The following is a 24,041-nucleotide window of genomic DNA, read 5'->3' as shown; positions in this document are numbered from 1 at the left end:
AATTTGCGCATGAACATCTATGATTTCGATCACATCGTCCTGTGCGTCCGAGACGTGAACACAACTCTTGAATTCTATCGAAACGTGCTCGGCATGACGGCGCGCGAAGAACGCCCGGGCAAGTGGTCTCTCCACTTTGGGTCGAGCAAGATCAGCCTTCAGGACGCGCTCACCGCACCGAAGTTGGCGAAAATGACCGTCCCCGGCAGTGGTAACTTTTGCCTCATCACCGATACGCCCATCGAAGACGTTATCGAGAAACTGAACTCATGCGACGTCGCTATCGTTGAAGGGCCTGCAGAGAAACTGGGGGCCGTCGGCCGGTTGATGTCGGTGTATTTTCGAGATCCGGACGACAATCTTGTCGAGGTCAGCAACAGATTGGTCTGATGACTTGACTGAGTGTTGACGCTGAGACCTTGGACGGCAAGCGACGGCATCGGTTTAAGCCGATGCCGGCAAACGAATGGATGAACACCGCTTCGGCCCATACCTCGACTGCAGCATGCTGCGCGGAATTGCGATAGGGCCGGCACGTTGTATCAAGAAGCTGTACGAGTTCGCCATGATGCCGGTTCGAGCATCGACTTGTGGGCTTTAGCCGTACTTGCTCAGGGCGTCGGACACAGACATGCGGGGTACACGGAGCAATCCGTCCGTGGTGCGCTTTGCGGTTTCCATGTCGATATTGAAAATCTCGTAAGGTTGTTCAGCCCTGTCATCTAGGCCAGTTACAATGACGTCGAATGTGTAAGACGGCTCTTCCGCGATGAACCAGTGCACGTTGTCGTCATCCTCACCGATGGAGGACAGATCGCCCGCACGGATCAGCCGATCTACTGTTGGTCGAACGCTCAAGGTGCGTTCATCGCGTGACACCTGGTCGTACTGGCGCAGCCGAAATCTCCCTGTCAGTGGCAGATGGGCCGAGACCATGTTCGAATGTCCGTGCGGAATGATAGACCTGCCCGTATCGACCGCGAACAGCTTCGGCAGGAAATGCAATGTTTTGGCCTCATGGGTCCCAAAATCGATCCGAGCTGTTGAGACACCCAGATCAGCAAAACCGATTCTGGACGCAAGGCGATCGAAATCTATCCCTTGCATGAGGTCCGTCTCGGGCACTGCGGACAGCAATTCACCAATGCCGGACCGCCAGTCGTCTATCGACATCCGGGCACCGCGCAGTGACCCCGATAGCTCGTCAATCCTTGAAACCAGACGCTCGATTTCGCGACCGGCCGACCCTGCGAATGCGGACGTGCTGCTGCCGATGCTCAACAGCGAGGTGACCGCGCCCAACTGCGCGACAACTGACCTTCGTGTCATCCCTGAATCCATGCGGTGACTGTATCAAAATTTGCACGGTTTTTGAATGTTGTCGGTGCAAATCGATCCGCACTTGACTCGGGCCAGGGTCGGCTGCCGCGTAAAACCGCGCTCACCTGAACTAGGCTAACCTAGATGCAGGAGCTTGTCTGTCTCCAATAGTCGGGTAAGTCCGCTCTTCTTTTGGAGGGTGCAGCGAACGACGGCCTGTATGGACGTAGTTTGTGGTATGCTTTGTGGATGATGATCTCAGATATCGAAGACTATTTTGAGAAGGGCTGCGGACGGTGTGAGCGCTTCGATACCTCAACGTGTTCAACAAAGGCTTGGAAAGAAGGTCTCGCAAAACTGCGCGCTATCTGCCTCCGGGCCGGTCTGAAAGAGACAGTCAAATGGGGTCACCCCTGCTACATGCACGCGGATCGCAACATTGTAATCATTGGGGCATTTCGGCACAATTTTCGTCTCAGCTTCTTCAATGCAGCACTGCTCGCAGACCCCGCAGGCGTATTGGAAAAGCAGGGACCAAACACCCAACATGCTGACATGATCCGCTTCACATCGAACGAAGGTCCAGCAGAAATTGAAAGTGTTGTCTTCGCGTACCTGAACGAAGCAAAGGACTTTGCCGAAGCGGGTAAAAAGCCTCCGAAGGATGACAGCGAGCTAAACCTTCCCGAGGAGCTGGTTGATGTGCTCGACACCGATCCTGAGCTTTCCGAAGCATTCCACGCTCTGACGCGTGGACGGCAGAAGAGCTATGTCATTAGCCTGAACGGTGCAAAGAAATCGGATACACGGATCAGTCGAATCAAGAAGTTCCGCGACAATATCATCGACGGCAAAGGAGCAAATGAACGTTAACGCGCTCGATCAGTCGGATGCGCGGCGATTGGCAGAATAGTCACACTCAAAAGCACTTAGGCCAGAAAACGGGATCACAGATCTACTTCCTTCAGTGGATCTCCTGTGTCGATGAAGAAGCGTCCGCCGGTACGCAGGGACGACTTTATCCGGACCATTGCCTGAGCTCCGATTTCGGGATGACGTCCGTCGAACGCACCTACTCGCATTGCAAAGCAAAGATCAAAACGTGGCTCGTTGTCTCCGCGCTCGAACGCCTCGATCGCACTCACTCTGAACCCCAGATGCCCCGAAGTGATTTCTTCGACTGATAAGCGACGCGCCGTTGATATCGCCTTTTCGGAGCGATCAATGCCGAGCACAAATCCGCCGCCGACTCGCCGTGCAACCTCCCGAGCCGCAACTCCGGGCCCGCATCCGATTTCAAGGACGCGCATGTCACTGCACAAGGGTAAGGCATCGACAAACCTGATGACCCGTTCTGAAGACTTGGAGGGCAATGCTCTATCTCCGAGCTTTCATTCCCAAGGACACCCGATGCTCAATCGTCAGGTGCTTGGCTGCGATGGTCATCGTTGTTCTCGGCAACCGATCTTTGTACTTTTCAAGGAACGCCATCAACGCGGCCGGGTCTTTCTTTCCGGCCTCTCGTGTCCAAGACCCAATGGCCTTTTGCACATACGTGTTTTCGTCGTCGACGAGTAGTCCAGCGATGCGAAAGGTATCAGACACATCCCCTCTGCGAATAAAGGCAAATGTGCTGACGATTGCTGTGCGGCGCTCGTGTGGGTTCTTGGATCGGGCCAAGCGGTCAAGCAATGACCGGTCCTTGTCGAGCAGGTATCCTCCTATGACATGCGGCGCGGCACGATCCACGAAGTCCCAATTGTTCAACCGGTCGTGACGACGAAGGTAGAGATCAAACAGGGCTTTACGGTTTTCATCGGGCAACCGCTTCTTTCGGGCCTGAAAATCCATGACGGAGACCGCCGCCATACGGACCTCGTAGCGAGGGTCATCCAAAAGCGCGTCGACTTCCGTGAGCGGCAAATCGGTGTACGCCTTCGCAATTGGAAATACTTTGGGCATCGGAACACCCATAATCTGGGTGTCCGGGTCGTCTCCTCGGAAGAATTTGGCGACATAGTCGATCTTGGCGCTGTCCGCCACTTCCTCCAGCGCTGCGATGACATCTGAAGCCCTCATGTCAAACCGACAACCTCAAACAGTCTCAGGCAGCATCACGTCGAGTTTAGTGTAGCTTGCCTCAAGACCTTCATCCATCGGTGATTGCAGCACGAGATCGCGCGTTTCCTTGCTTTCATAGTGCAGCAGCATCGTGACGGTCGTGTGTCCGTTGTCCTCTGTGAAGGTCTGTTCGACGAGTGTCTGGCTATCCGGTACGAAGTCGAAGACCTCTGTGCACACGATTCGATGACCATCCACAATCTCGCGATAGATACCGTTGGCGCTCATTCGACCATCGGGCCATTCCCAGACATAGCGATAAGCCCCTCCGACGCGCAGGTCGATGTCGCATTCAGGCATCGTATGACCCTGGGGACCAGTCAACCACTGTCGTACAAGATCAGGCTCGACATGCGCGCGCCACACAAGGTGTTTCGGAGCTGCGAAACTGCGGATGATCTCGATTGTCGTTTCGGTCGGAGTGATCATCTTTAGCGGTTTCAGTGATCGGCCTCCTTCTCGACAAGCTCAGAAAGCAAAGTGTCAAGTCGTGCGAAGTTTGCTTCCCAGACGGTTTGGTATTGTTCCAGCCAATCGCTGATGGCCATGAATGGTTTCGCCTCGATCTTTCTTGGTCGCGCAGTGCCTTCGACGCGTGACGAGATCAGGCCGGCCGTTTCCAACACCTTGAGGTGCCTGGAAATCGAGGGTTGCGACATCTCGAAAGGTTCGCTGATTTGATCGACAGTAGCTTCACCGTGGGCCAAGCGCGCCAAGATTGCGCGCCGGGTAGGGTCAGAGAGAGCCTTGAAGACTGTATCTAGTGTTTCCATGCTTTTATTATATTTGAACTTCGCTATATAGCAAGAAAGGAATTAAACCGCAATCTGTGATAGCTTCGCACCTGTGCCCGTTCAGATCATGTGATGCCCTGCCGCAGGCTCGTGAAAATCGAGGAGGACCAATATGGTTCACGTAGTGCTTTTTCATTCCATTCTTGGACTGAGATCCGCGGAACGCGAGATCGCAGCAGCAATTGAAGCGGACGGTCATATCGTGTCGTTGCCGGACCTCTTTGGCGGTCAGACAACTGAGGCCTACGAGGATGGTTTCGTGCTTAAAGAAGCGGTAGGCGACAAGCTCATTCGGAAACGTGCACTTGAGGCGTTGAAGATCGCCCCCACCACCGCTGTTCTGGCCGGCGTGTCTTTTGGTGCGTTCCTGGTCGGGCAGCTTTCGGCGTCGAGACCAGATATGAAAGGCGCACTACTCTTTGCAGGCGTTGCGCCGTGGGCAAAACCGCCTAAGGCCGGTTTGCCGGTTCAAGCACATATCGCGCAGCCTGACCCGTTTGATGATGAAGTGTTCTTCGAAGGCTGGCTGGCCGACGAAATGACCGCCTGCGACATGTTCCGATACAAGGGCGTTGGTCACTATTTCTTGGATCGCAACTTGTTAGACTACGATGCCGACGCCGCAGAAACGTGCCTAGGTCGCGTGCAATCATTTCTAAGAGACCTTTGAAGTTCGTTCCTGATATCGACTTAAATGTGTCGCCGAAACATCGGGCTGACAAACTTGCAAGGTAACGCGTTTGGATCTGTCCGTCGCTAGAGCAGACCTTGGTGAAATTGCAGCGAAAGAGCGCTCAGTCTCGCTGAGCGTTACTTCGTACCAACGGCATCGAATGGCGGCTTCGTGTCATCTTGAGACGATCCGGTCGGAGAGAACAGGGTCTGGTTCTAGCAACGAAGCAGACATTGAACGAAGGACAGATAGTGTGATTCAAGCTCCATGAAGGAGCTCCGATCATGCGATATGCCCTAACTGACATCGACTACTTCTTACTCCGTTCTTCCTGTCGCCTTGGAATTAGCTCCTCGATCCGATTGATCGCTTCTTCGGCAACTTCCAGCCCGCTGGCCTTGAAGATATCTGCGAACTTCCACCGCACATTCGCCATACAGGCGACTCCCTGGATTTTGCCGGACTTATAGAGCTGGTTGAATCCGGAGTAACCGTCGGCGTGTTTGCCTTCGCGGTCGGTGCTGAACCGTTACCATGCGGCGGGCGGATCATCGCCACCCCATGGCCGTTCATCCCGAACGTAGGTCCAGATGCGTGCCGTCGCGCATTTGCCCTTCACCTGCATCTTGGTGGGCGTATCATACGCGAAGATGGCCTGTCCGGCGCGAACATGTCGGCCAATGGCCTCGGCCAGAGGTGATTGGCATATCGTCTCGCAACCACTGCAGGCCAAGCGGGGGCGCGAGATACGGTTCATGATGAAGCCTCCGGGGATGTAGTCCAACTCTTCCGTTACATCCTCGTCAGTTTTGCTAAGCTTACCCCCCACAGGTGCATTCCTGACCCTGCGACAGCACTTCTTCGAAGCGTGGCAGTTTTGGGGGGTAAGGGCTTGGCCTTCTTCTCGGCAATACCCTCACTATCTGGAGGGGTAATCTGCGCTGCCGCCGTTTCCTCTTCCTCCAAGCGGTGTTCCAGTGCGAGCTGATCGGCGGTCGCGGACGTTGCGTCAGAACAGTAACGACGATGAACCGAAAGCTGATCTTCAAGCTTGGCGATTTTAAGGGCCTGCGCTTTGGTCAACTCGGCCAGACCTTCCGCCGTGACACGCAGTTCAGCGGGATCAGAGGGCAGCGATTTGGGTTCGTCCAGCATGGCCCGGTGTATACCCGATCAGCTTTGCGATGTGAATCCTCTGGCGCTGGATTTGCAGAGATGTTACCCACTGTCAGCGGTCGCGATGCCCGGTTCGGCATCCGCCAATTGATCCCCCTAACAACATCGAGAGCTGCGCCGGGTTGACGGAAACTTTGCCATCGGCGGGCGACGGCCACACGAACCGACCTTTCTCAAGACGTTTTGAGAATAGGCTCGCACTCTGGCCATTCCTCCACGCAATCTTCAGCAGATCGGCCGGGCGACCACGAAACACAAAGAGATGGCTGGAAAAAGGATTTTCGCGAAGAACCTTCTCAGCCAAGGCGGACAGGCCGTTGAAGCCTTTGTGCTTGTCAGTGACCTCGGCGGCAAGCCTGACCTTGGTTTGAGCGGGAACTGGGATCATGTGCTCAGCTGCCCGATCGACTAGGCCAGTGCATCGGGGTCATAGCAACCGGTAATCCGAAGACGGTGACTGCCCACCAATTCAAAGACCATTTCGCCATGCGCAGCATCGCAAAACGTCTCAGCGCTAACAGGCTACACGACCTCGATCGGCAAGAATAGGTCTGGTTCTGATCTTAGGGTTTGGTGTCAGCCTCGGACCTTTCAGTCAGTTGAAAACCTGGTTCGGGTTTACGTCCTACCGCCGCGCGACCTGAACCACTGAAACACCTGGCAAACACGTCTGCTCACAGATCATGCGCTTCTCGTCGTGCGACTACTTGCTGCGTTTACGCCGCTTCGCTAATCTTGGTCTCGTAGTGTCCAATTAACTTAGGCGGACACTATCCCTCATTAGCGAACCCCGGTAGAACAGTCACACCGGACTGATACTTCAGGGACAAAGATGCGATTTGTCGGGGTCAATGAAGCCCATCAAGTCGTACAACAGGTGATGCATCGCGTTCATAGTGGCTCGGACTTGTACCTAAACAATGTTCCACTGGAGTAAAGCCAACGCTCATGGGCATCAGTAAACAAGCCCACGCGTGAGAGGATGGATGCATTTACATACACTGCGTCGCCACCATAAAAGGTCCTTACAATGAAAGGGTGGACCATACACTTCGGTTGACGACGTTCTGAAGCATCTCCTTGTCGAGCGATAAGTTCACGACAGACTTCTTCATCCGGACGCTTTCCTGCTCAAATTCCCCATTCTACTCCGTTCCAGCGAGGAGAATTATTGCGGACAATTCTAACGCAAAACGCGGTCATTCAGGAGAGCTGGTCGTAGCCTATTAAACCTATCTCGCCGTCGCTGTGCTGCTTAGTTCATTTAAGCTTGATTGAATATCTTCTGTTTTAATCTCGATTGTGCTCGATACTTGGCTGGTTTGCTCCGAAACTAGCTGTACGCTTCGAGCGATTTCTTGAGTTGCCTCATCTTGCTGTGCAACGGCGTCAGAAATGCCCGATGCAATTTCTTGGGCAAATGTAGTGACTTCTGTAATATCTTTAATCGCGATCACTGCTTTGCTTGCTTCAGCCTGTATTTCATTTATCTGACCGGCAATTTCCTGCGTTGCTTGAGCAGATTGACTTGCGAGCTGCTTTACTTCGCTGGCTACAACAGCAAATCCTTTTCCTGCTTCGCCCGCTCTTGCGGCTTCGATAGTGGCATTTAAGGCAAGAAGGTTTGTCTGTTCTGCAATTCCGTCGATGAGTTGGAGTACTTCACCAATTCTTTCTACGGACGTTCCAAGCGCTTGAACTATGTCAGCTGTTTCGCTCGCGTTGCTCGACGCTTTTGCTGATGCATCTGCAGATTGCTTAACACGATTTGCTATGTCAGCAATCGATGCGGCGAGCTCTTCGGTAGAAGACGCAATTGCCTGAACATCTCGCGCTGCATTGGTTGCGGAAGAGCCAACTTCCGCTGACAATGATGCAGCAACGTGCCCGACTTTCTCGTGCAGTTTCATTTGACGCTCTGCTTCGAGTTGGGCGGCTTTTTGTTCATGGATATCGATAAGAGAGCCGCAAGCGCGCTCCGCAATCCCGGAGTTGCCACGTGAAACGCCGCCGATTGCTCGGAACCAGCGATAGGAGCCGTCTTTCACCTTAAGACGATAGGTCGTGTCATAAGTAGTGCCACCCGATGCGTCATTCAAACACGCTCCGAAGGCATCAAAGGTTGGTTCAACATCATCAGGGTGCAATCGATTGGCCCAAGACCCAACCACATTCGGAAATCCTTCAACATCATGGGGATCATAGCCCAAAAGCGACCGGAACTCTTCTGACCACTGCCATTTGCTTTCCGCAGCCATTGGGTCGCCGTTCATCAAAACCGCATCCCAAAGACCTACACCAGAAAAGCGATCTAGAAGAGCAGATCTTTCCAAGAAATTCTTCTCTGCGTGAATGTCAATTAACGCGCCACAGGCGCGCTCTGCGACACCGGAGTTCCCGCGAGCGACACCACCAATGGCACGAAACCAACGATAAGAGCCGTTTTTCATTTGCAAGCGATAAGAGACGTCATAGCCGGTACTGCCGGAGGCGTCGGAAAGACATGCACCAAACGCTTCAAATGTCGGCTCCACGTCTTCCGGATGCAAACGGTCCGCCCAAGAGCTTACAATGTCAGGAAATCCATTGAAGTCGTCTGGACCAAATCCGAGAAGCCTTCTGAACTCGCGTGACCAGCGCCACTTACTCTCAGGCGCCATGGGATCACCACCTACAAGCACTGCGTCCCACAACCCGACACCAGCGTAACGGCTCAATAGCTCCCAAAGCTCAGCATAGTTTTCATTAGTTTTTTTGGCGCTCTTTGATCCAAAGAATGAAAACTTGGGCATGACAAAGCTATCTCCGAAAGAAATGTCCTATGAAATTAAAATCATGCCTTAGTTAAGGCCATACTAATCTCGGCCAATTTGGTGAAATTTTTTGCGCTAAAAATTGCGGTGAAACAACTACGGACAAAAGGTACCAGCGATGTTGTTGTTATCGTTTTGGTAGACTTGTCAGTTGGGTGCTCCCCATGTTTCAGGACATCGACACATGTAAAAAATGGGAGGCCCACTAACTTACTCTCGGCTTTAACGGTCTTTCTTCAAAAGTTCAACCACCTGCAATGAGATTTCAGGATCCGATCCGACCACGTGGCGGGGTTCAGGGTATTTGCCCTGAATCACGTCGCTTCTATACTCTTTAAAGGCCTCAATTCGACTCTCCTGCAGTCGTTGTCGTTCTGCAGCAAAGTTTCGATACACCTTGGAGTGTCTTGGAACGTGTCCCGTGTTCTCCCCAAGGACATCGCACGTATACAGATATTGACCATCACACCCGTCCCCGGAGCCCATCGATATCATTAGGATATCGGTATTTTCCGTCAATACACGCGCAACTTCGCCTGGGACAACCTCGACTTCTGCTGCAAATGCTCCGGCTGTTTCCAGTTGACGCAACTGATCGACCAACAGCTCAGCCGTCGGCAAATCTTTGCCGACGGCTTTGAAGCCGCCGGTCCATGTCATCTTCTGTGGGATCAGGCCGAGATGCCCGCAAACAGGCAGGCCGTCGTCTGTCATAAGGCCGATTGTTTTGGGTGATGCACAGCAATAGACCGCATCCGCGCCCGTGCTGTAGGCCTTATATGCCCATCGTATATAGTCGTGTCCATGGCCTGCGACCCAGAAATCCTCTCCAATGACTGTGAACAGATCGGGGGCCGCGTCCCTAAAGCTGCGGTGCGCGACGAGGGCTTCCGGCGCTGATGCCATGTCGATTCCAGCTTTGGAGGCGGCTTCGGCCTCTTCAAGACTTTCAACGCGCAGCATCGTGAGTTGACGCTCTTTACGCAATTCCCTGAGATCGTGAACCGTCAATGACGCTCGGTTGAACATAGACTTGCTTCCTTCAGTAGTGTTTTGAGCGACGTCTTGGAAGACTCCAGATCTGCTGCGTCGATGACGGCTTCCGACGTAATCATGTGGTGCGCTATCCGCATATCTTTGCCGATACTCATTCCGGGCCCTACACCCACCGCAGCCTGAAGCCGCGAAGCGCCATCAAGCTGGAACATGATCAGAGATCCCGATTTTCCTGCACGTTTAAGCCACTTGCCATCCTGGTCGGCATAACCAACCGATTGAACATGCAGGTCCAATTGATCCGTCCAGAAGCTCGGCAGCAGTCTGCGAGAGCCTGTTTTCCCAAGCATTGCCCTGGCTGCGAGTTGGCCCATGTCAATCGCCGGTTGCCAGGCTTCAAGGCGCATGGTGCCATTTGCTGCTGGAAAACGACAACAATCCCCGGCTGCGTAAATCGCCGAATCTGAGGTTTGTAAACCGTCGTTCACCAGGATTCCATCATCCACCGACAAGCCGGAGCCGGCAGCCAGATCGATGTCCGGACGAGCGCCGATTGCCAGAATAATCCTGTCCGCTTGTATTTCCGCTCCCGTTTCGATGACGACCTTTTGCGCGTCGACAGAAGCAATTTTCGCACCCAGATGCAGGTCCACCCCATGCTCTGCAAGGTTTGCCTGCAGCCGTCCGGCGATCTCTTCCGGCAAGGCTCTCGTCAGCAGGCGCGGTTGTTGTTCGACGATCGCGACAGGAAACCCGCGCTGCACCATCGTTGCGGCAATCTCCGTGCCAATCAGACCTCCACCGATAATGACCAAACGGTCTTGCGATTTCAGGTCAGCAAAACAAGCGTCTATGTCGTCCCTGGTGCGAAGCACCGCAAGATTGCGAAAGACACCGGGTACCGCAGCTCTTGCTCCCGTTGCCAGAAGCAGTCGATCATATTGGATCGTATCCTCAGTTTGCAGTTGGACGAACTTGTTGGCCCGATCGATTTTCCGGACCATGGCACCGTGCCGAAACTCGATCTCGGCTTCTGCAAATGCTTCTTCGGAATAAAGTAGATTTGGAGGTGTGCCTGTGTTTTTTGACAGTTCAGTTCGGTTATACGGCCAATGGTCTTCCGCTCCGATCAGGCATACCTTCCCCTCAAAACCCTGTTTACGCAGTTCAAATGCTGCCGTTGTTCCGGCAACGCCGGCGCCGATGATGACAACACGTGATGGCGTCATGGTATTTCGACAAGAACATCTTCGCCCTCAAAACGAAGATTATAGGTCGCCAGAGCCTCGCAGATCGGGGCGCCCAAGCCTTCCCCTGTCCGAATGTCAAATCGCCCATTGTGCTTGGGACACTCGATGACATAGTCCATCAACAATCCGTCCTCCAGATGAACCTGTTCGTGGGTGCAGAGGCCATCTGAAGCAAAGAACTCGTCATTTTCAGTTCTATATATTACGAAAGTTCGTCCATCATGATCGAAGCGAAGCATATCGTCTGGTTCAATTTCGTCACGCGCGCAAACGCGCACCCAGTCTGCCATTATTATTCTCTCATTCTGCAGCATTAAGAGGTAAGATCGGCTCAACGTCAGCGTGAAATTCTGCGCGATACGGCTGAGCCGTCGGCGGAAGTTCCTTCTTGATGAACCAGTTTTCGTAGCGGACCTGCCGCTTCAGCGCCGGCCATACTTCCCTGTAGGCATTGAGAATAGACGGATTCGGAGCCGGCAGATCGTGTTTTATCGTGTCGTGCAATTTGGGCAGCGCATGATAAGGCACCATCGGAAACATATGATGCTCAACATGATAATTCATGTTCCAGTAGATGAAGCGGCTGATCGGATTCATATACACAGTGCGTGAATTCAATCTGTGATCGAGCACATCCTCAGCAAGGCCTGCGTGTTGAAGAATGCCGGTCATCACCGCGTGCCAGCATCCATAGAGCCGGGGGCCACCGATCAACAGCAATGGAAGGACAGAACCGAAGTAAAGTGCCGACCCCAACGTCATTGCGTAGATCACGGTCCAGATGCGTGCAACGCGGATGACCTTGTGCTGCTCTTGCTCTGGGACATATGTGCGCTCCTGGGCTTCCAGCTTGCCGCATGCATTGACCAGCATCGTCTTAAGACCGTGCCAGGTGTCCAGGATCCCGAAAAAATTCAGCCCCATACGAGCCAAATCCGGAGGTCTCATTGCGACGATTTCCGGATCACGCCCGACAATTATCGTGTCGGTGTGATGGCGTGCATGACTCCACCGCCAGGTGACCGGGTTGCGGATCATAAAGAACGAGGCGATCTGGTAAACAACGTCATTCATCCACCTCGTTCTGAATGCCGTACCGTGTCCGCACTCATGCCATCGCGAGTCGCCGGCAGATCCGTAGAGAACACCGTATGCTGCGAAAAATGGAATCGACCACAAGCTTGGGAATAAAAAAGCGCCTGCGCCGCCGAAACCAATCAAGGCCGCCAGCCAGATAATAGTGTCGCGCAATGCAGGACCGTCGCGGCGCTGCATCAGCGATTTCATTGTCTTTCTCGGAATTTCCGGGTGATACCAGTCGGCGCTGGCGATCCCTCGTTCTGCTGCGGAGGCGGCCTCCGGACCGAGTAGCGAATAGTCTTTGGACACGGGTCCTCCATTGGTCTTTGGCCAAAGGCCCCAGCTTGACGCCGAACACGGAACATCGAGAGAAACAGAATGGCAACCATTGCTTGACGATTTGCATCAATTTACATCACTCTTCTGATGCTATCGTCGAAAAATCGTCAGGAATGAGAGTATGAAACGCCGACCAACAATACGTGATGTTGCAATCGAAGCCGGCGTCAGCACTTCAACGGTCGACAGGGTCTTGAACGGACGCGAAGCCGTTCGTCACGAAACTGCTATCCAGGTTTATGCTGCCGCCGACAAGCTGGGATATCATGCCGTCAACTTGATCAAACAACGTATGCAGGAAGCACTGCCCGCTCTAAATATCGGGGTCTTGCTCTTGAATGCAGAAAACCCTTTTTACAAGTCATTTAGGTCCGCGCTAGAGAATGCGGCGCAAAGCTTTTCTCATTCGCAGATAAATTTGTATTTTGCCAACGTCGCAACACAAGCTCCTCAAGATTATGCAGAAACATTGGTTTCGTTTGCAGGTAACGCTGACGTTGTCTGTGCAGTGGCAATTGATCATCCGGTCGTCAATCGTGCGGTCGAGGAATTGCAACACTGCGGCGTTCCGGTCTTCTCCATTCTGACCGATTTCGGCCAAAACGCCCGCCGATATTATGTGGGCAGCAACAACATCGCTGATGGAAGGGCGGCGGGTTGGCTTATGTCGAACCTATTGGCCAAAGGCAAAGTAGCAGTATTTGTAGGAGGTCACCGCTGGCACGGACATATGCTGAGGGAATCCGGGTTCCGGGCGTCGATGCGCGAGTTGAATCCACATCTAGAATATCTTGATCCGATAGCCAATTTTGACGCGCGCGATTTTGCTTACGAATGCTTGCGAGAACTGCTTGATAGGCATGCTGATCTAAAGGGTGTCTACGTCGCAGGCGGCGGAAGATCAGGCATCATTGCTGCTCTTCGCGAAGCCCGAGAAGCAAACGAGGTCTCACTTATACTACATGAGACCGATGACGCATCCGTAGATGCTATGCGCGACGGCTTTGCGGACATGATTTTGTCAACGGACATAGAAAGTATCAGTAAGGACCTGTTTAAGACGGCAGCCATGCTTCGTGACAAAGGATCTGAGCCACTGCAAGGACAGTCTTTTCACAGATCCATGATTGATTTACCTGGAAGATTTTGACGATATTTCGGTCAATTCATCCATAATCACATCAGATCTGACGAAAAAGCGTCATGTCCCGTTGACTTTTTTTCCTCCTGAATAGGACTGTTAATGGCAACGAAATAGGGAGGGAGGAAGCATAATGAATTTTCGGCAAAGCGTTTTTGGCCTAACTGCGTCCTTGGCAATGATGCTAGGGGCGACGGCCATGGCAGCGGATTCCGACTATGCGGACGAATGGAAGGATATAGATGTCCTGTTTCTAATCTGGTCGACTGAATCCAACCCATTCCATGGAGTCGTCCGAACTGGTGCTTTGGATGCTGCAAAGCAGCAGGGTATTAACATCGATGTCCAATACGGCAACGAAGATCCGATAAACCAAAACAATATCCTAGAGTTAGCGATTGCCAACGAAGTCGACGGTATCGTCACAACGGTTCCAAATGATGATGCATTTGATGAAGTCCTGTGTCGGGCTGTCGAAGCGGGTATACCGGTCATTCTGCACAATATTGAAGACTCAAAAGGAAAAGATGGCGGCACCTGTCGTTTTGCTTTTGTAGGCCAGAGTTTCCAAAGCGCAGGCTATGCGATTGGGAAACGAATGATCGACGAGCATGGTCTCAAAGAGGGCGATGTCGTTTTCACTCCTGTTGAAGTACCGGAAGCGGTTTATGCGAGTGAAAGGCACAAGGGTGTCGAGAAGGCCTTAGAAGAGGCAGGTGTGAAAACCGAACTCCTCGGTGTGGGGGTCGATCAGGCTAACGCGAGGTCACTGATGACTCAATATCTTCTAGGTCATCCTGACACGGCAGCTGTTATTGGTCTGGGACAGACACCAACCTCTCAAGCCGTTGCTGCAATAAGAGAGGCTGGCCTTGATATCCCTGCAGGCGGGTTTGATGTCTCTCAAAGTATCGTCGAAGACATTGAAAGCGGCGACCTGACCGCAACTGTTGATCAGCAACCCTACAGTCAAGGGTATTTTTCTGTCGCACAGATGGCCCTGCTTTTGAAGTACGGCCTCTACCCTTCAGACATGGATACAGGTGGTGATGGTTTGATCGACAGCAGCAACACGGGCTTCTTGGGCCGTTGGGCTGGAGAAACACGCTGACCATTCGCTACTAAGGCGTCTCAAGGCTCAACGTATAGAGCCTTGATCGTGCAACGGCACTGCCAGCGAAACGAAAGCCCAAACATGCAAAATGTGAGTAAATCAGAGCATATCTGGCGCGCTATTGAAGCGCGCCAAAAACGCCGTGCCACGCAAAAGGTTCTTGACTGGATTAGGACTAAACCTGAGGGCGGCATAACAGTCATGTTTGTCCTTACGCAAATCGTCTGTATTTGTGCAGCCGTCATTTTCCCAGATGATTTCCGGTACCTGTCGGCAGCAAACATCAGTGTGACACTGAAGGCGGCTGCCCCCCTCGGGATAATTGCGCTTGGGGTCGGTATCTTAATGATTTCGGGAGAGTTCGATCTATCTGTTGGAGCGCTCTACTCCCTTTGTGCAATCCTCTGCGGCATGGTTTCGAATGCACTTGAACCGACATTTGGTGCATTAGCACCTTTCATCGGACTCACGATTTCTCTGGCATTCGCCGCGTGCGCAGGAATTCTTCACAGTGCAATAACTCTTATTTTTGTAATCCCGTCCTTTATCACAACACTGGGCGCTATGCTTTTCTGGAAAGGCGCAACATTGCTTGTCAATGGTTCATCTGCGCTCAGGTTTCGGCCTCCCGAACCTTTCCAAAGCATATTTAATGGCCAATTCGGTGTCGTGCATATGGGGACGGTGTGGTTCCTGATTTTGGCATTGGTGACGTACTTCTTCCTTCATCATCACAGGATCGGGAACCACTTCTTTGCAGTCGGTGGAAACGAGAAAGCCGCAACGGCGATAGGCGTCAATCCATTCCTCGTTAAAACAATTGCCTTTGCAATTGCATGCAGCTGCGCTGCAGTCGCCGGCGTAATTGCAGCAACAAGAGTAAGTTCCGTTCAGCCAGGCGCAGGTTTAGGCCTTGAACTACAAGCGATAGCTGGATGTGTCATCGGCGGCGTCGCTCTTATGGGGGGGCGTGGATCCATTCTTGGAATCGTACTTGGTTCATTCCTGGTGTTCACAATCAAAGATGTTTTGTTGCTGCTCCAAGCCCCTGGTTTCTACTTCGATATGTTCGTCGGCTCACTGATCGTGTTTTCGGTTGTTCTTAACTCGGCCATCCAGCGCAAAGCTTAACACCCCTTAGAGAGGCTCAATTGACTCTGCCATTGCTTCAAATGCGGAACATCGTGAAGTCCTATGGTGCGTTCAATGCGCTGGACGGTGTCGACTTTCACATCAGCCCGAGCGAGGTTGTCGGGCTACTTGGCGACAATGGCGCTGGAAAATCGACACTTGTGAAAATGATCTCAGGCATTAACCCGCCAACTAAAGGCGAGATTTTCATTAACGGCAAACAGATTTCACTTAATTCACGGGCAATGTCGGTGAATGCTGGTATTGAGACCATCTATCAGGACATTGCATTGGTTGATACAATGTCGATCTCTCGCAACATTTTTCTGGGCCGTGAGATCGTCAACAAATTCGGAAAACTAAATCACACAGAAATGCGCCGGCGAACTGTTGAAATCCTGGGAAGCGCTGTTCAAATATCCGGCATAGATGATCCGGACAAGGAAGTTGGTTTTTTGTCGGGCGGGCAAAAACAGGCAGTCGCGATTGCGCGCGCGGTCTATTTTCAGAGGAACATATTGCTTCTGGATGAACCGACGTCAGCCCTGTCTGTTCGTGAAACTGAACACTTGCTGAGATATGTCGGTGAATTGAGAGCGAAGGGGACTTCTTCGGTTTTGGTCACGCACAACATTTATCATGCCTTCCAGGCCTGTGATCGATTTGTCGTTATGAGCCATGGCAAAAAGGTCTTTGAGGCAGAAAGGTCTGACACTTGTCTGGAAGAGGTGACAGAGCACGTCATACGGACTTAAAGCTCATTGCCACAGTTAATTGATTTGGATGATTGGGAGACTGGTTGTCTGAGTTTCCGATTGGTTCTTGTTTGACGTCATCTGTTTTGGTTTCGGGCTTATCCTCAAACAAAGAAAGGCCACGCGTTGTGCGCGGCCGTTTCTTTTAGTCGAGAGGCTATGCTCGTAAGACTTACTGACGTGGAAAGCCTTGTTTGGATGTCCCGTTCCAATCGCCTTTGAAGGGCAAGATCAGCAGGTTGCTGTCATTTGCGCGAATGGCCTGCACACGAACGGCCACTGGAGTGTTGCCGTTTGCGTCGCCTACAGTCTGATCCGGGAAATCGGCAAGTGCAGCATGGCTCACAGAGGTAGACTTGCTCAACTTTCCAGAAGAGCGAAGAGCTTTGGCATTGCCGATCTGCATCTGTTGAATGGAGACAGGGTTGTTGCCGTTTGAGTCACCATAGGTTTGGTCCGGGAAATCTGCGAAAGCGCCGCCGATGAGAGCGCCAGAAACGAAAGTAGTTGCTACAACCGTCGACAGGGTTTTCTTGATAGTACGCATATTATTTCTCCATGTTATTTTCCAATTTAATCAATGATGCCGCCCCGAAACTTCGATACTGCATCTTTTCAGCGTCGATTGAACGCTGTGCACCTGAAATGGCTATTAAATATTGAAAAGCAACATCGGTAACCCTCGTGTGATGACATGTTTACTTTTGTGTTTTCAATATAACGCTCTCGTGAGCGTCGTGTTACTTTTTTGATCGTACGTTTTTCTGAGTTTTCTGGAGTGCGGAAATGGGAAGTATTCTGACGCAAAGACAAGAAACTAGAATTTCGATATTTAAAATATTAAAAGAATATGCCCGAATCTTGCTCAAGCTTGTGATAGAATTTATTACGCTAATCATTCACGGCCTTATCGAAACGATTGGCTCAATTACTTGCTCGAGACGATAAGCCCGCTTTGCGGTTCCGCCGAGAACTGCTTCAGCTTCTCCGCTGTGCGTTGAAAACAACTGTCCCAACCAATCCTTGAACTCATTTGCCTCTATGCTCACAGGCCAGTTGCTGCCATACATCAACTTCTCCGCTGAAAGCATGTTACGCAGCAAGCTTATGTGATGTTGCAAGCGGTAGCGAATATCCGGTGAGCTAAAGCTCTCGAATTGTGGAGGTGACAACTTGATAATGACATTGTCTAATCCCTCCAGTACCTTAAAAGCTACTCTCTCTGGCGGTTCTGAAAGAGAGGGATGGCCGCAATGAGTGAGGACAAAATTCACATCCGGCAGCGCCCGGCACAAGTGTTGGAACTCGTTCAAACGGCCCGGGTGCCTCAAGCCGAGCTCCACATGGCCCTTCCCCGACATGGCCGCCAGCGCATCGCACAACACCTTTGAGTGAAGTTCATAGGCTTCGATGGGACGCAGGCGAAGACCCCGCCATTTCAAGTCCTTCAATGCCAACTCGAGCCTCGCCTCGAAACCGGGTTTCAAAGCCTGAAGATTGCTGACATAGGCGACAATCATATCGTCGCTATTGGCTATATGGGCAAGACGAACATCATCAATCTTCCGAGGACTCGTTTCGACAGCGACGACGGGACCGGCGCCAACTTCGTCTCTATAGTTGTCCGGAAGGCAGGTCCTGTTCCAGGGATCTCCCGGCTTGGGCCATAGGAGATCATCGACGGTTTCCGGATCATGGAAATGCGTGTGAGTATCAATGAACGCCACGTTTCAAATACTTTGCAATGGGTGGAAACAAGCGATCTTGTGGCTCGATGAACTGTCAGACACGTCTGAAGACAGAAGCTCGGGCGGCTGGTCTGCACAGGATCGGCTCGTCAGCCAGCAACGGGTTCGAAAACCACACCCCGACGGTGGGTTGAGAGGACTTGGCACCTCGCCTTCCAGGACGACCCGCTCGCTTTCCGGAGCATCCGGCATGGCGGACAAAAGCGCCCGGGTATAGGGGTGGCGCGGGTTCCGGAAAATGTCTTCGGTGGAACCGGTTTCGACAATCCGGCCGAGATACATGACGGCGACCCGATCGCAGATGTGCCTGACCACGGACAGATCGTGCGAAATAAACAGGTAGGTCATTCCCAACTGTTCGCGCAGACCAGCCAGCAGATTGAGGATCTGAGCCTGGACCGATACGTCCAGCGCGGAGACGGCTTCGTCCAAAATCAGAACATCCGGCTGAAGCGCTAGTGCACGGGCGATGGATATTCTCTGGCGTTGCCCACCCGAAAACTGATTGGGAAATCGATGAGCGAAGTTCTTGTCCAGCCCAACCATTTCGAGCAGCTCTGCAATTCTTTGGGCACGATCAGCAAGCGGAACAACATCTGGATGAATTTCCCAGGGTTCGGAAATGATCTGAGCAACCGTATGCCTGGGGTTCAAGCTGGCCCAGGGATCCTGAAACACCATTTGCATGTCCCGTCGGACGGGAAGCAGCGCTGACGAATTTGCCTGGGAAATGTCTTCTTGCTTGAAGAGGATTTTGCCGCTTGTTGGCGTTTCAAGCCTCATCAGACATCGCGCAAGCGTTGATTTTCCGGATCCGGATTCCCCAACGATCCCAAGGGACTGTCCCCTGCCGAGACCAAAGGAAACATCCTGCAACGCTTTGACTGTTTCCGTTTTGCGGGCGTAGAATGGGCCCTTTGTTCTTGTGAAATGGCACGTAAGGTTTTCCGCGGCCAGAATTTGATCTTTACGATTGCGCGGAACGCCGTTCGTTGCCGGGTTGTCTAGAATATCCCCCATCGTCATGCGGCGTCACCGGAGAAATGACAGCGGCTCAGATGACCATGGCCGATTTCGGTTTTTGCCGGCGGGAGCTCAAAACACATTTGCCGTGCCTGCGAACATCTCGGATTGAACGGGCAACCGGCCGGCAACCTTCTCAGATCGGGTGGCGAGCCAGGAATAGGTGTCAAGTCTTCGCCCAGCTTTGCAGCACTTGGCGTCGAACGGAGTAGGCCGCGCGTATAGGGGTGTGCTGGATTTTCGAACAAAGCGTCGGTTCTTGCCTGTTCAACAATCCGTCCCGCATACATAACCGCAATCCGGTCTGCGACCTGCCGCGCAACAGACAGATCATGCGTGATCAGGATCAACCCCATCCCCGCATCCGATTGCAGTTTCTTGATGAGGTCGAGAACTTGCGCCTGAACGGTGACATCAAGCGCTGTTGTCGGTTCATCAGCAATCAGAAGCTTCGGGTTCAGCGCCACCGACATGGCGATCAGAGCGCGCTGACGCATACCGCCAGAGAGTTGATGCGGATAAGCGTCAAGACGGGTATCGGGATCTGGTATGCCCACAAGCTCGAGCAATTCAGCCGCACGTCTGTGCGCTTGCGATCCGCTCATTTTGAGATGATACCGAAGCATCTGGGATATTTGAGTACCGATCGTAAGTCTCGGATTGAGCGAGGTCAGCGCATCTTGAAAGATCAGTGCCATTTCGCGTCCCCGGATTCTCCGGTGTTCGGAAGGGGAAAGACGCATCAGATCCCGGCCCAGTAGTTGAATTCCCTTAGCTGAGACGGCGCCAGGAGGCGAAGGAACAATCCCCATTATCGCCTGAGCCGTTACGCTCTTGCCGCTACCGGATTCCCCCAAAATGACGAGGGTTTCCCCCTGTTGCAGCGTGAGATCGACACCGTTGACCGCTGTTACGGTACCCAGATCCGTTGTGAACCGAACGCGGAGATCCTCAACATGAAGGAGCGCTCCAGCTTCGGCTTTGACCGCTCTTTGCATATCACCCCTCCTCCTCTGTTTTTCGCGGACGCAGCCAGCGCCACCGTTGGACGGGGTCCGTCACCGCACGCAGCCAGGTCGCAAGCAGATTGACGCTGAGTGCCGTGAGGAAAATCGCGAGCCCGGGAAACGCAACAAGCCACCAGGCAAGAGCGACATAATCCCGTCCAGCTGCCACCATCAGACCCCAGGAACTCGCCGGCGGCTGAATGCCAAGACCCAGAAAACTCAAGGTTGCCTCGGCAAGGATCAGTTTTGCGACTTCGGTCGTAGCGAGAACGATCAGAGGCGACGACATATTCGGCAGAATGTGGTGATAGATGATCCTTGCGTTTGATGCTCCCAGAGAACGGGCCGCTTCCACGAAGGGAGCTTCGCGCAAAGACATGGCCAAAGACCTGGCAACACGGGCATAGACCGGCCAGCGTACGGTGGCGAAAATCAAGATGATATTGGCAAGGCTGGGACCAAGTGCGTAGAGCACCAGAAGAGCAAGCATCAAAAACGGAAAGCCGAGTTGAAGATCGGCCAACCTCATGATGATGTCGTCGGTGCGCCCGCGCAGCGTGCCGGACACGACCCCAAGTGAAATCCCGAGCAACCCGGAGGCGATCACGCCGCAGAAGGCAACAAGCAACGAAACGCGTGCTGAATAGACGATGCGGCTGAAGATATCGCGTCCCAGCGTGTCCGTTCCGAAGAGATGCACTGGGCCGTCTGCCGGGAAGGTCAGCGGTGGCGAATTCCGCGTTCGAAGAGATTGCGCCGTCGGTTCATAGGGCGCAAACCATTCTGGAAAGACAGTGAAAAGTGCCAGAATAAGCATGAACGCAAGGGCCAGGAACGTCACTGGATCGCGAACCAGGGCTGAAAGGAACTGCGCCAGCCCGGGTCTGACCGGTAGATCACTTGCTTTTTCCAAATTCTGGCTCGAATTGGATGCAGCAGGGCCTGCCTGTTGTGTTACCGACATCCGCAGCTCACTCGTAACGAAGTTTCGGATCAAGCCAGGCATAAGCAAGGTCGATCACGAGGTTGACGAAGATAATCACCAGCACGATGACGCAGGCCGCAGCTTCAATGAGAAACAGATCCCGGTGATAGATGGCCTGGACAAGCAACCTGCCGATTCCAGGCCAGGCAAAGACGGTTTCAACTGCAATAGCGCCCCCCATAAGCATGGCCATCTCATCGCCTGCGATCGTCAAGATAGGAATGGAGGCGTTTTTCAGCGCGTGTCCGAAAACCAGATATTCCGGCATTCCATTGGCACGCACGACGTGAATGTAGGGCTTGGCATATTCGTCAATCATCGCACTTCGCGTGATTTGCGCCATGCGGCCAATGGAGCGGTAAGACAGTGCGAGCGCTGGCAGGATGACATGCTCGAAGGACCCGTATCCGGATGTCGGCAACCACCCGAGCGTAATGGCAAAAACAATGATCAAGAGTAGCCCTAGCCAGAAATCCACCGTCGAAATGCCGCCAAGTGTGAATACGGTTATGGCTTTGTCGATCCAGGTACCGACGTAATATGCTGAAAGTGTTCCAAGCAGCAGCGCCATTGGCAGGGACAGCAAAAGCACACACATCGTCAGGTAAAAAGTCGGCACTATCCGATCCAGGGCGATTTCAAGTGCTGGCGCTTTCTGCCACAAGGAGTCGCCAAATCCGCTCATCACACGACGGACAAACTCGCCAAACTGGACGGACAATGGTTGATCGAAGCCAAATTTGGCGCGCGTTTCAGCGATCAGCTCGGCAGAAGCCTGGTCTGGCAACATAAGCTCGACCGGGTCGCCGATCACGTGCCCGACAAAGAAGACCAGCACAAGCACCGCAGCTGCAACAAAGATCGACTGAAACAGGCGGCGCAGAACATATTGCTGCATGTTGATTTCCTTGAAGGGCCTCAGAAATAGAACGCTCCGCACCAGTCTACCGAAGTTTGACGTGAGATGCGGAGCGCTTTCCCCGTGCCAGGGAGGAGCCTTATTTCAGCTTGATGTCCGTCAAACGAACGCCGGCATGCAGCGGCGGATTGAATTCAACCCGGTCTGAAATTCCATGAAATCTGACTTCGTGATGAAGCGGTACATACCAAAGGTCTTCGTAAGTGATCTGACCGATTTCGGCGAGCGCAGCCTGGCGCTCCGGGCCGGTCAGGGTGACCGCTGCCGCCAACCGCTTGTCAATTTCAGGGTTGCAAGCGACAGACAGGCGCCCTTCACATGTATAGAAAGCACCAACAGTCGAAGCGAAATCGTATGGGTCATTTGTGTGCTTGTGGAGCGCGATCAGTCCACGCGCCGGGTCGGTCGGACGCGGGGCATGAATGAAGACGTCCTTCCAGGCCGGTCCACGTTCCAGCACCTCGGCCGTCACATTTGTGATGCCAATCTGCTTGAGTGATTCAAGAACGACTTCCATTACTTCGGCATTTCCGATGAAACCACCGGACATTGTCGCCATTTTCAATGGAGTGCTATCCACGGGAACGCCATCGGCCTTGGCTTCTGCAACCAATGCCTTCGCCTTGTCCATGTCAAAGGCAAGCGGCGGGAGCTCGGGATTGTAACCGGTTGCGGCTGGGCCGACGATCATGGTCGCAGTTGCCGCACCACCAAGCAACACTTCCCCGATCGTTTCCCGGTCGATCGCCAAAGAGAGTGCTTGCCGTATTCTCTTGTCGCCAAGCACCGGGTTGGTGCTGTCCAGACGAAAATAAGTAGACGTCGTGTCCGGACTTTGAATGCAATGCTCTGACAGGGTCGCTTTGCAGAGTTCACCTGGAAGACGTTCGGCAAAATCCACTTCGCCGGCCTGCAAGGTTGCTATGCGGGAAGAGGCTTCCGGACGGAACAGGAAGGTAGCTTCTTCATACTGGATCTCACCATAGGCATCATTTGCCCCATAGCCCCACCAGTTTTCGTTGTCTTCCAGGGTAATCGAAGTCCCGCGGGTCCAGTCCTTTACCTTGTAAGGCCCAGTGCCAACCGCAACCTGCCCCCATTCCTCCGGATGGTTTCGAATATGGTCCGCCGACGGGATATAGGTCTGCCACATTCTTGTCAGCAGCAACGGGTCCGGCGCTTCTGTACGCACCACGAGCGTCGTGTCGCCATTGGCTTCAAAGGTCATCTCAGGTCCGCCGAGAGCCCTGATCTGAAAACCGTTTTCTTTGCTCCAAACCCAGGCGAGTGCCTCTGCCGCCCCTGCTGCATCGAGAACAGATCCGTCGTGAAACTGAACACCTTCGCGAATTGTGAATTCCCAGGAATTGTCGTCGATCTGCCTCCAGGAAGTCGCCAGCTCCGGCACAAATTCATTTGTGACGCCATCTCGGCCAACGAGGCCCTCAAAGACGTTTCCCAACACGGTCCGGCTGTTTGCATTATACGCATTTGCGACATCGAGCGATGGCGGCTCGACGAGCGCTGCAACCGAGATTGTTTCACCTGCAATGGCAGTGACCGGGCCGATGAAAGCTGCTGTGAGGAAACAGCAGGACAAAGCGACTCCGGAGCTCTTCAGAATGGATTTAGTTGGCATTTTTTTCCTCCCAAGGA

At 53.1% G+C, this 24,041-nt stretch carries 27 protein-coding genes and 1 pseudogene; 7 read left to right on the top strand and 21 right to left on the bottom strand.

The genetic code is table 11. The features are described 5' to 3' along the window. The first annotated feature begins 9 nt into the window (after positions 1-9). Positions 10-390: a VOC family protein gene (locus ABVF61_RS30810; RefSeq protein ID WP_353997444.1), complete on the top strand. Its 381-nt coding sequence runs from the start codon at positions 10-12 to the stop codon at positions 388-390. 207 nt (positions 391-597) lie between these two features. Here the strand turns inward: ABVF61_RS30810 and ABVF61_RS30805 are convergent, their stop codons facing one another. After that, positions 598-1,329: a hypothetical protein gene (locus ABVF61_RS30805; RefSeq protein ID WP_353997443.1), complete on the bottom strand. Its 732-nt coding sequence runs from the start codon at positions 1,327-1,329 to the stop codon at positions 598-600. A gap of 183 nt (positions 1,330-1,512) precedes the next feature. Here ABVF61_RS30805 and ABVF61_RS30800 point away from each other — a divergent pair, with 183 nt between their 5' ends. After that, entirely contained in the window at positions 1,513-2,193 is a 681-nt protein-coding gene (locus ABVF61_RS30800) for a YdeI/OmpD-associated family protein (RefSeq protein ID WP_353997442.1), read from the top strand. A gap of 74 nt (positions 2,194-2,267) precedes the next feature. On the opposite strand, the gene ABVF61_RS30795 is transcribed toward ABVF61_RS30800, so the two are convergent. Genes ABVF61_RS30795 through ABVF61_RS30780 form a run of 4 tightly spaced genes read right to left on the bottom strand, consistent with a single transcriptional unit; the run spans position 2,268 to position 4,214 of the window. After that, positions 2,268-2,693, bottom strand: coding sequence for a class I SAM-dependent methyltransferase (locus ABVF61_RS30795; protein ID WP_353997441.1), 426 nt, complete (start codon positions 2,691-2,693; stop codon positions 2,268-2,270). Between the two features lie 4 nt (positions 2,694-2,697). Then, positions 2,698-3,399, bottom strand: a complete 702-nt coding sequence (locus ABVF61_RS30790) for a DNA alkylation repair protein (RefSeq protein WP_353997440.1) — start codon at positions 3,397-3,399, stop codon at positions 2,698-2,700. Positions 3,400-3,414: 15 nt separating this feature from the next. After that, positions 3,415-3,870 (bottom strand): SRPBCC family protein, encoded by a 456-nt coding sequence (locus tag ABVF61_RS30785; RefSeq protein ID WP_353997439.1) that lies wholly within the window; start codon positions 3,868-3,870, stop codon positions 3,415-3,417. Between the two features lie 11 nt (positions 3,871-3,881). Next, entirely contained in the window at positions 3,882-4,214 is a 333-nt protein-coding gene (locus tag ABVF61_RS30780; protein WP_353997438.1) for an ArsR/SmtB family transcription factor, read from the bottom strand. A gap of 133 nt (positions 4,215-4,347) precedes the next feature. Here ABVF61_RS30780 and ABVF61_RS30775 point away from each other — a divergent pair, with 133 nt between their 5' ends. Further along, a complete protein-coding gene (locus tag ABVF61_RS30775) occupies positions 4,348-4,905 on the top strand; it encodes a dienelactone hydrolase family protein (RefSeq protein ID WP_353997437.1) in 558 nt (185 codons plus the stop codon). Between the two features lie 313 nt (positions 4,906-5,218). Here ABVF61_RS30775 and ABVF61_RS32140 read toward each other — a convergent pair. The 9 genes and pseudogenes from ABVF61_RS32140 to ABVF61_RS30735 all read right to left on the bottom strand — a co-directional run. Further along, positions 5,219-5,398 (bottom strand): annotated as a pseudogene (locus ABVF61_RS32140) (IS66 family transposase); the annotation flags it as partial. A 39-nt stretch (positions 5,399-5,437) separates the two neighbouring features. Next, positions 5,438-5,665: a hypothetical protein gene (locus tag ABVF61_RS32135; protein ID WP_502950044.1), complete on the bottom strand. Its 228-nt coding sequence runs from the start codon at positions 5,663-5,665 to the stop codon at positions 5,438-5,440. Between the two features lie 35 nt (positions 5,666-5,700). Next, positions 5,701-6,063: a hypothetical protein gene (locus ABVF61_RS30765; protein WP_353997436.1), complete on the bottom strand. Its 363-nt coding sequence runs from the start codon at positions 6,061-6,063 to the stop codon at positions 5,701-5,703. A 73-nt stretch (positions 6,064-6,136) separates the two neighbouring features. Next, positions 6,137-6,472 carry an IS66 family insertion sequence element accessory protein TnpB gene (gene tnpB, locus ABVF61_RS30760; protein WP_353997435.1) on the bottom strand — a complete coding sequence of 112 codons (336 nt, stop codon included), beginning with the start codon at positions 6,470-6,472 and terminating at the stop codon, positions 6,137-6,139. Between the two features lie 844 nt (positions 6,473-7,316). Next, entirely contained in the window at positions 7,317-8,876 is a 1,560-nt protein-coding gene (locus ABVF61_RS30755; RefSeq protein WP_353997434.1) for a methyl-accepting chemotaxis protein, read from the bottom strand. A gap of 243 nt (positions 8,877-9,119) precedes the next feature. Further along, complete coding sequence (locus tag ABVF61_RS30750) at positions 9,120-9,926, bottom strand: 3-methyl-2-oxobutanoate hydroxymethyltransferase (RefSeq protein WP_502950039.1); 807 nt, start codon at positions 9,924-9,926, stop codon at positions 9,120-9,122. Beyond that, positions 9,905-11,122 carry an NAD(P)/FAD-dependent oxidoreductase gene (locus ABVF61_RS30745; protein ID WP_353997432.1) on the bottom strand — a complete coding sequence of 406 codons (1,218 nt, stop codon included), beginning with the start codon at positions 11,120-11,122 and terminating at the stop codon, positions 9,905-9,907. Before ABVF61_RS30745 ends, ABVF61_RS30750 begins: the two co-directional genes overlap by 22 nt. Next, complete coding sequence (locus ABVF61_RS30740; RefSeq protein ID WP_353997587.1) at positions 11,119-11,436, bottom strand: MocE family 2Fe-2S type ferredoxin; 318 nt, start codon at positions 11,434-11,436, stop codon at positions 11,119-11,121. The genes ABVF61_RS30745 and ABVF61_RS30740 overlap by 4 nt, the downstream gene beginning before the upstream one ends. 7 nt (positions 11,437-11,443) lie before the next feature. Further along, a complete protein-coding gene (locus ABVF61_RS30735) occupies positions 11,444-12,532 on the bottom strand; it encodes a fatty acid desaturase family protein (protein WP_353997431.1) in 1,089 nt (362 codons plus the stop codon). A gap of 151 nt (positions 12,533-12,683) precedes the next feature. Between ABVF61_RS30735 and ABVF61_RS30730 the strand changes: the two genes are divergently transcribed. The 4 genes from ABVF61_RS30730 (at position 12,684) to ABVF61_RS30715 (ending at position 16,703) form a co-directional block, all read left to right on the top strand. Then, entirely contained in the window at positions 12,684-13,712 is a 1,029-nt protein-coding gene (locus ABVF61_RS30730; protein ID WP_353997430.1) for a LacI family DNA-binding transcriptional regulator, read from the top strand. Between the two features lie 190 nt (positions 13,713-13,902). Beyond that, entirely contained in the window at positions 13,903-14,814 is a 912-nt protein-coding gene (locus tag ABVF61_RS30725; protein WP_353997429.1) for a substrate-binding domain-containing protein, read from the top strand. An 84-nt stretch (positions 14,815-14,898) separates the two neighbouring features. Beyond that, entirely contained in the window at positions 14,899-15,948 is a 1,050-nt protein-coding gene (locus ABVF61_RS30720) for an ABC transporter permease (RefSeq protein ID WP_353997428.1), read from the top strand. 41 nt (positions 15,949-15,989) lie between these two features. Then, positions 15,990-16,703, top strand: coding sequence for an ATP-binding cassette domain-containing protein (locus ABVF61_RS30715; protein ID WP_353997586.1), 714 nt, complete (start codon positions 15,990-15,992; stop codon positions 16,701-16,703). A 172-nt stretch (positions 16,704-16,875) separates the two neighbouring features. Here ABVF61_RS30715 and ABVF61_RS30710 read toward each other — a convergent pair whose 3' ends face one another. From ABVF61_RS30710 to ABVF61_RS30680, 7 genes are all read right to left on the bottom strand, one after another. Continuing rightward, positions 16,876-17,250 carry a hypothetical protein gene (locus ABVF61_RS30710; RefSeq protein ID WP_353997427.1) on the bottom strand — a complete coding sequence of 125 codons (375 nt, stop codon included), beginning with the start codon at positions 17,248-17,250 and terminating at the stop codon, positions 16,876-16,878. Between the two features lie 352 nt (positions 17,251-17,602). Then, positions 17,603-18,430, bottom strand: coding sequence for an amidohydrolase family protein (locus tag ABVF61_RS30705; RefSeq protein WP_353997426.1), 828 nt, complete (start codon positions 18,428-18,430; stop codon positions 17,603-17,605). Positions 18,431-18,433: 3 nt separating this feature from the next. Further along, positions 18,434-19,477 (bottom strand): ABC transporter ATP-binding protein, encoded by a 1,044-nt coding sequence (locus ABVF61_RS30700; RefSeq protein WP_353997425.1) that lies wholly within the window; start codon positions 19,475-19,477, stop codon positions 18,434-18,436. Further along, positions 19,474-20,472 carry an ABC transporter ATP-binding protein gene (locus ABVF61_RS30695; RefSeq protein ID WP_353997424.1) on the bottom strand — a complete coding sequence of 333 codons (999 nt, stop codon included), beginning with the start codon at positions 20,470-20,472 and terminating at the stop codon, positions 19,474-19,476. The genes ABVF61_RS30700 and ABVF61_RS30695 overlap by 4 nt, the downstream gene beginning before the upstream one ends. 1 nt (position 20,473) lies before the next feature. Continuing rightward, positions 20,474-21,445 (bottom strand): ABC transporter permease, encoded by a 972-nt coding sequence (locus ABVF61_RS30690; RefSeq protein WP_353997423.1) that lies wholly within the window; start codon positions 21,443-21,445, stop codon positions 20,474-20,476. 7 nt (positions 21,446-21,452) lie between these two features. Further along, positions 21,453-22,364: an ABC transporter permease gene (locus ABVF61_RS30685; RefSeq protein ID WP_353997422.1), complete on the bottom strand. Its 912-nt coding sequence runs from the start codon at positions 22,362-22,364 to the stop codon at positions 21,453-21,455. 100 nt (positions 22,365-22,464) lie between these two features. Further along, positions 22,465-24,024, bottom strand: a complete 1,560-nt coding sequence (locus ABVF61_RS30680) for an ABC transporter substrate-binding protein (protein WP_353997421.1) — start codon at positions 24,022-24,024, stop codon at positions 22,465-22,467. Positions 24,025-24,041: the final 17 nt, after the last annotated feature.

It is taken from the genome of Roseibium sp. HPY-6 (genome assembly GCF_040530035.1).
Taxonomy (GTDB): Bacteria; Pseudomonadota; Alphaproteobacteria; order Rhizobiales; family Stappiaceae; genus Roseibium.
This window is presented reverse-complemented; position numbering and strand designations above follow the sequence as displayed.

Bases quoted from the DNA above. Each gene is read 5' to 3' on its own strand.
- ABVF61_RS30790 (WP_353997440.1), bottom strand. From the start codon at position 3,399: ATGAGGGCTTCAGATGTCATCGCAGCGCTGGAGGAAGTGGCGGACAGC.
- tnpB (WP_353997435.1), bottom strand. From the start codon at position 6,472: ATGATCCCAGTTCCCGCTCAAACCAAGGTCAGGCTTGCCGCCGAGGTC.
- ABVF61_RS30805 (WP_353997443.1), bottom strand. From the start codon at position 1,329: ATGACACGAAGGTCAGTTGTCGCGCAGTTGGGCGCGGTCACCTCGCTG.
- ABVF61_RS30765 (WP_353997436.1), bottom strand. From the start codon at position 6,063: ATGCTGGACGAACCCAAATCGCTGCCCTCTGATCCCGCTGAACTGCGT.
- ABVF61_RS30700 (WP_353997425.1), bottom strand. From the start codon at position 19,477: ATGACGATGGGGGATATTCTAGACAACCCGGCAACGAACGGCGTTCCG.
- ABVF61_RS32135 (WP_502950044.1), bottom strand. From the start codon at position 5,665: ATGAACCGTATCTCGCGCCCCCGCTTGGCCTGCAGTGGTTGCGAGACG.
- ABVF61_RS30745 (WP_353997432.1), bottom strand. From the start codon at position 11,122: ATGACGCCATCACGTGTTGTCATCATCGGCGCCGGCGTTGCCGGAACA.
- ABVF61_RS30730 (WP_353997430.1), top strand. From the start codon at position 12,684: ATGAAACGCCGACCAACAATACGTGATGTTGCAATCGAAGCCGGCGTC.
- ABVF61_RS30690 (WP_353997423.1), bottom strand. From the start codon at position 21,445: ATGTCGGTAACACAACAGGCAGGCCCTGCTGCATCCAATTCGAGCCAG.
- ABVF61_RS30810 (WP_353997444.1), top strand. From the start codon at position 10: ATGAACATCTATGATTTCGATCACATCGTCCTGTGCGTCCGAGACGTG.
- ABVF61_RS30775 (WP_353997437.1), top strand. From the start codon at position 4,348: ATGGTTCACGTAGTGCTTTTTCATTCCATTCTTGGACTGAGATCCGCG.
- ABVF61_RS30685 (WP_353997422.1), bottom strand. From the start codon at position 22,364: ATGCAGCAATATGTTCTGCGCCGCCTGTTTCAGTCGATCTTTGTTGCA.
- ABVF61_RS30720 (WP_353997428.1), top strand. From the start codon at position 14,899: ATGCAAAATGTGAGTAAATCAGAGCATATCTGGCGCGCTATTGAAGCG.
- ABVF61_RS30755 (WP_353997434.1), bottom strand. From the start codon at position 8,876: ATGCCCAAGTTTTCATTCTTTGGATCAAAGAGCGCCAAAAAAACTAAT.
- ABVF61_RS30715 (WP_353997586.1), top strand. From the start codon at position 15,990: ATGCGGAACATCGTGAAGTCCTATGGTGCGTTCAATGCGCTGGACGGT.
- ABVF61_RS30725 (WP_353997429.1), top strand. From the start codon at position 13,903: ATGGCAGCGGATTCCGACTATGCGGACGAATGGAAGGATATAGATGTC.
- ABVF61_RS30695 (WP_353997424.1), bottom strand. From the start codon at position 20,472: ATGCAAAGAGCGGTCAAAGCCGAAGCTGGAGCGCTCCTTCATGTTGAG.
- ABVF61_RS30750 (WP_502950039.1), bottom strand. From the start codon at position 9,926: ATGTTCAACCGAGCGTCATTGACGGTTCACGATCTCAGGGAATTGCGT.
- ABVF61_RS30680 (WP_353997421.1), bottom strand. From the start codon at position 24,024: ATGCCAACTAAATCCATTCTGAAGAGCTCCGGAGTCGCTTTGTCCTGC.
- ABVF61_RS30710 (WP_353997427.1), bottom strand. From the start codon at position 17,250: ATGCGTACTATCAAGAAAACCCTGTCGACGGTTGTAGCAACTACTTTC.
- ABVF61_RS30785 (WP_353997439.1), bottom strand. From the start codon at position 3,870: ATGATCACTCCGACCGAAACGACAATCGAGATCATCCGCAGTTTCGCA.
- ABVF61_RS30780 (WP_353997438.1), bottom strand. From the start codon at position 4,214: ATGGAAACACTAGATACAGTCTTCAAGGCTCTCTCTGACCCTACCCGG.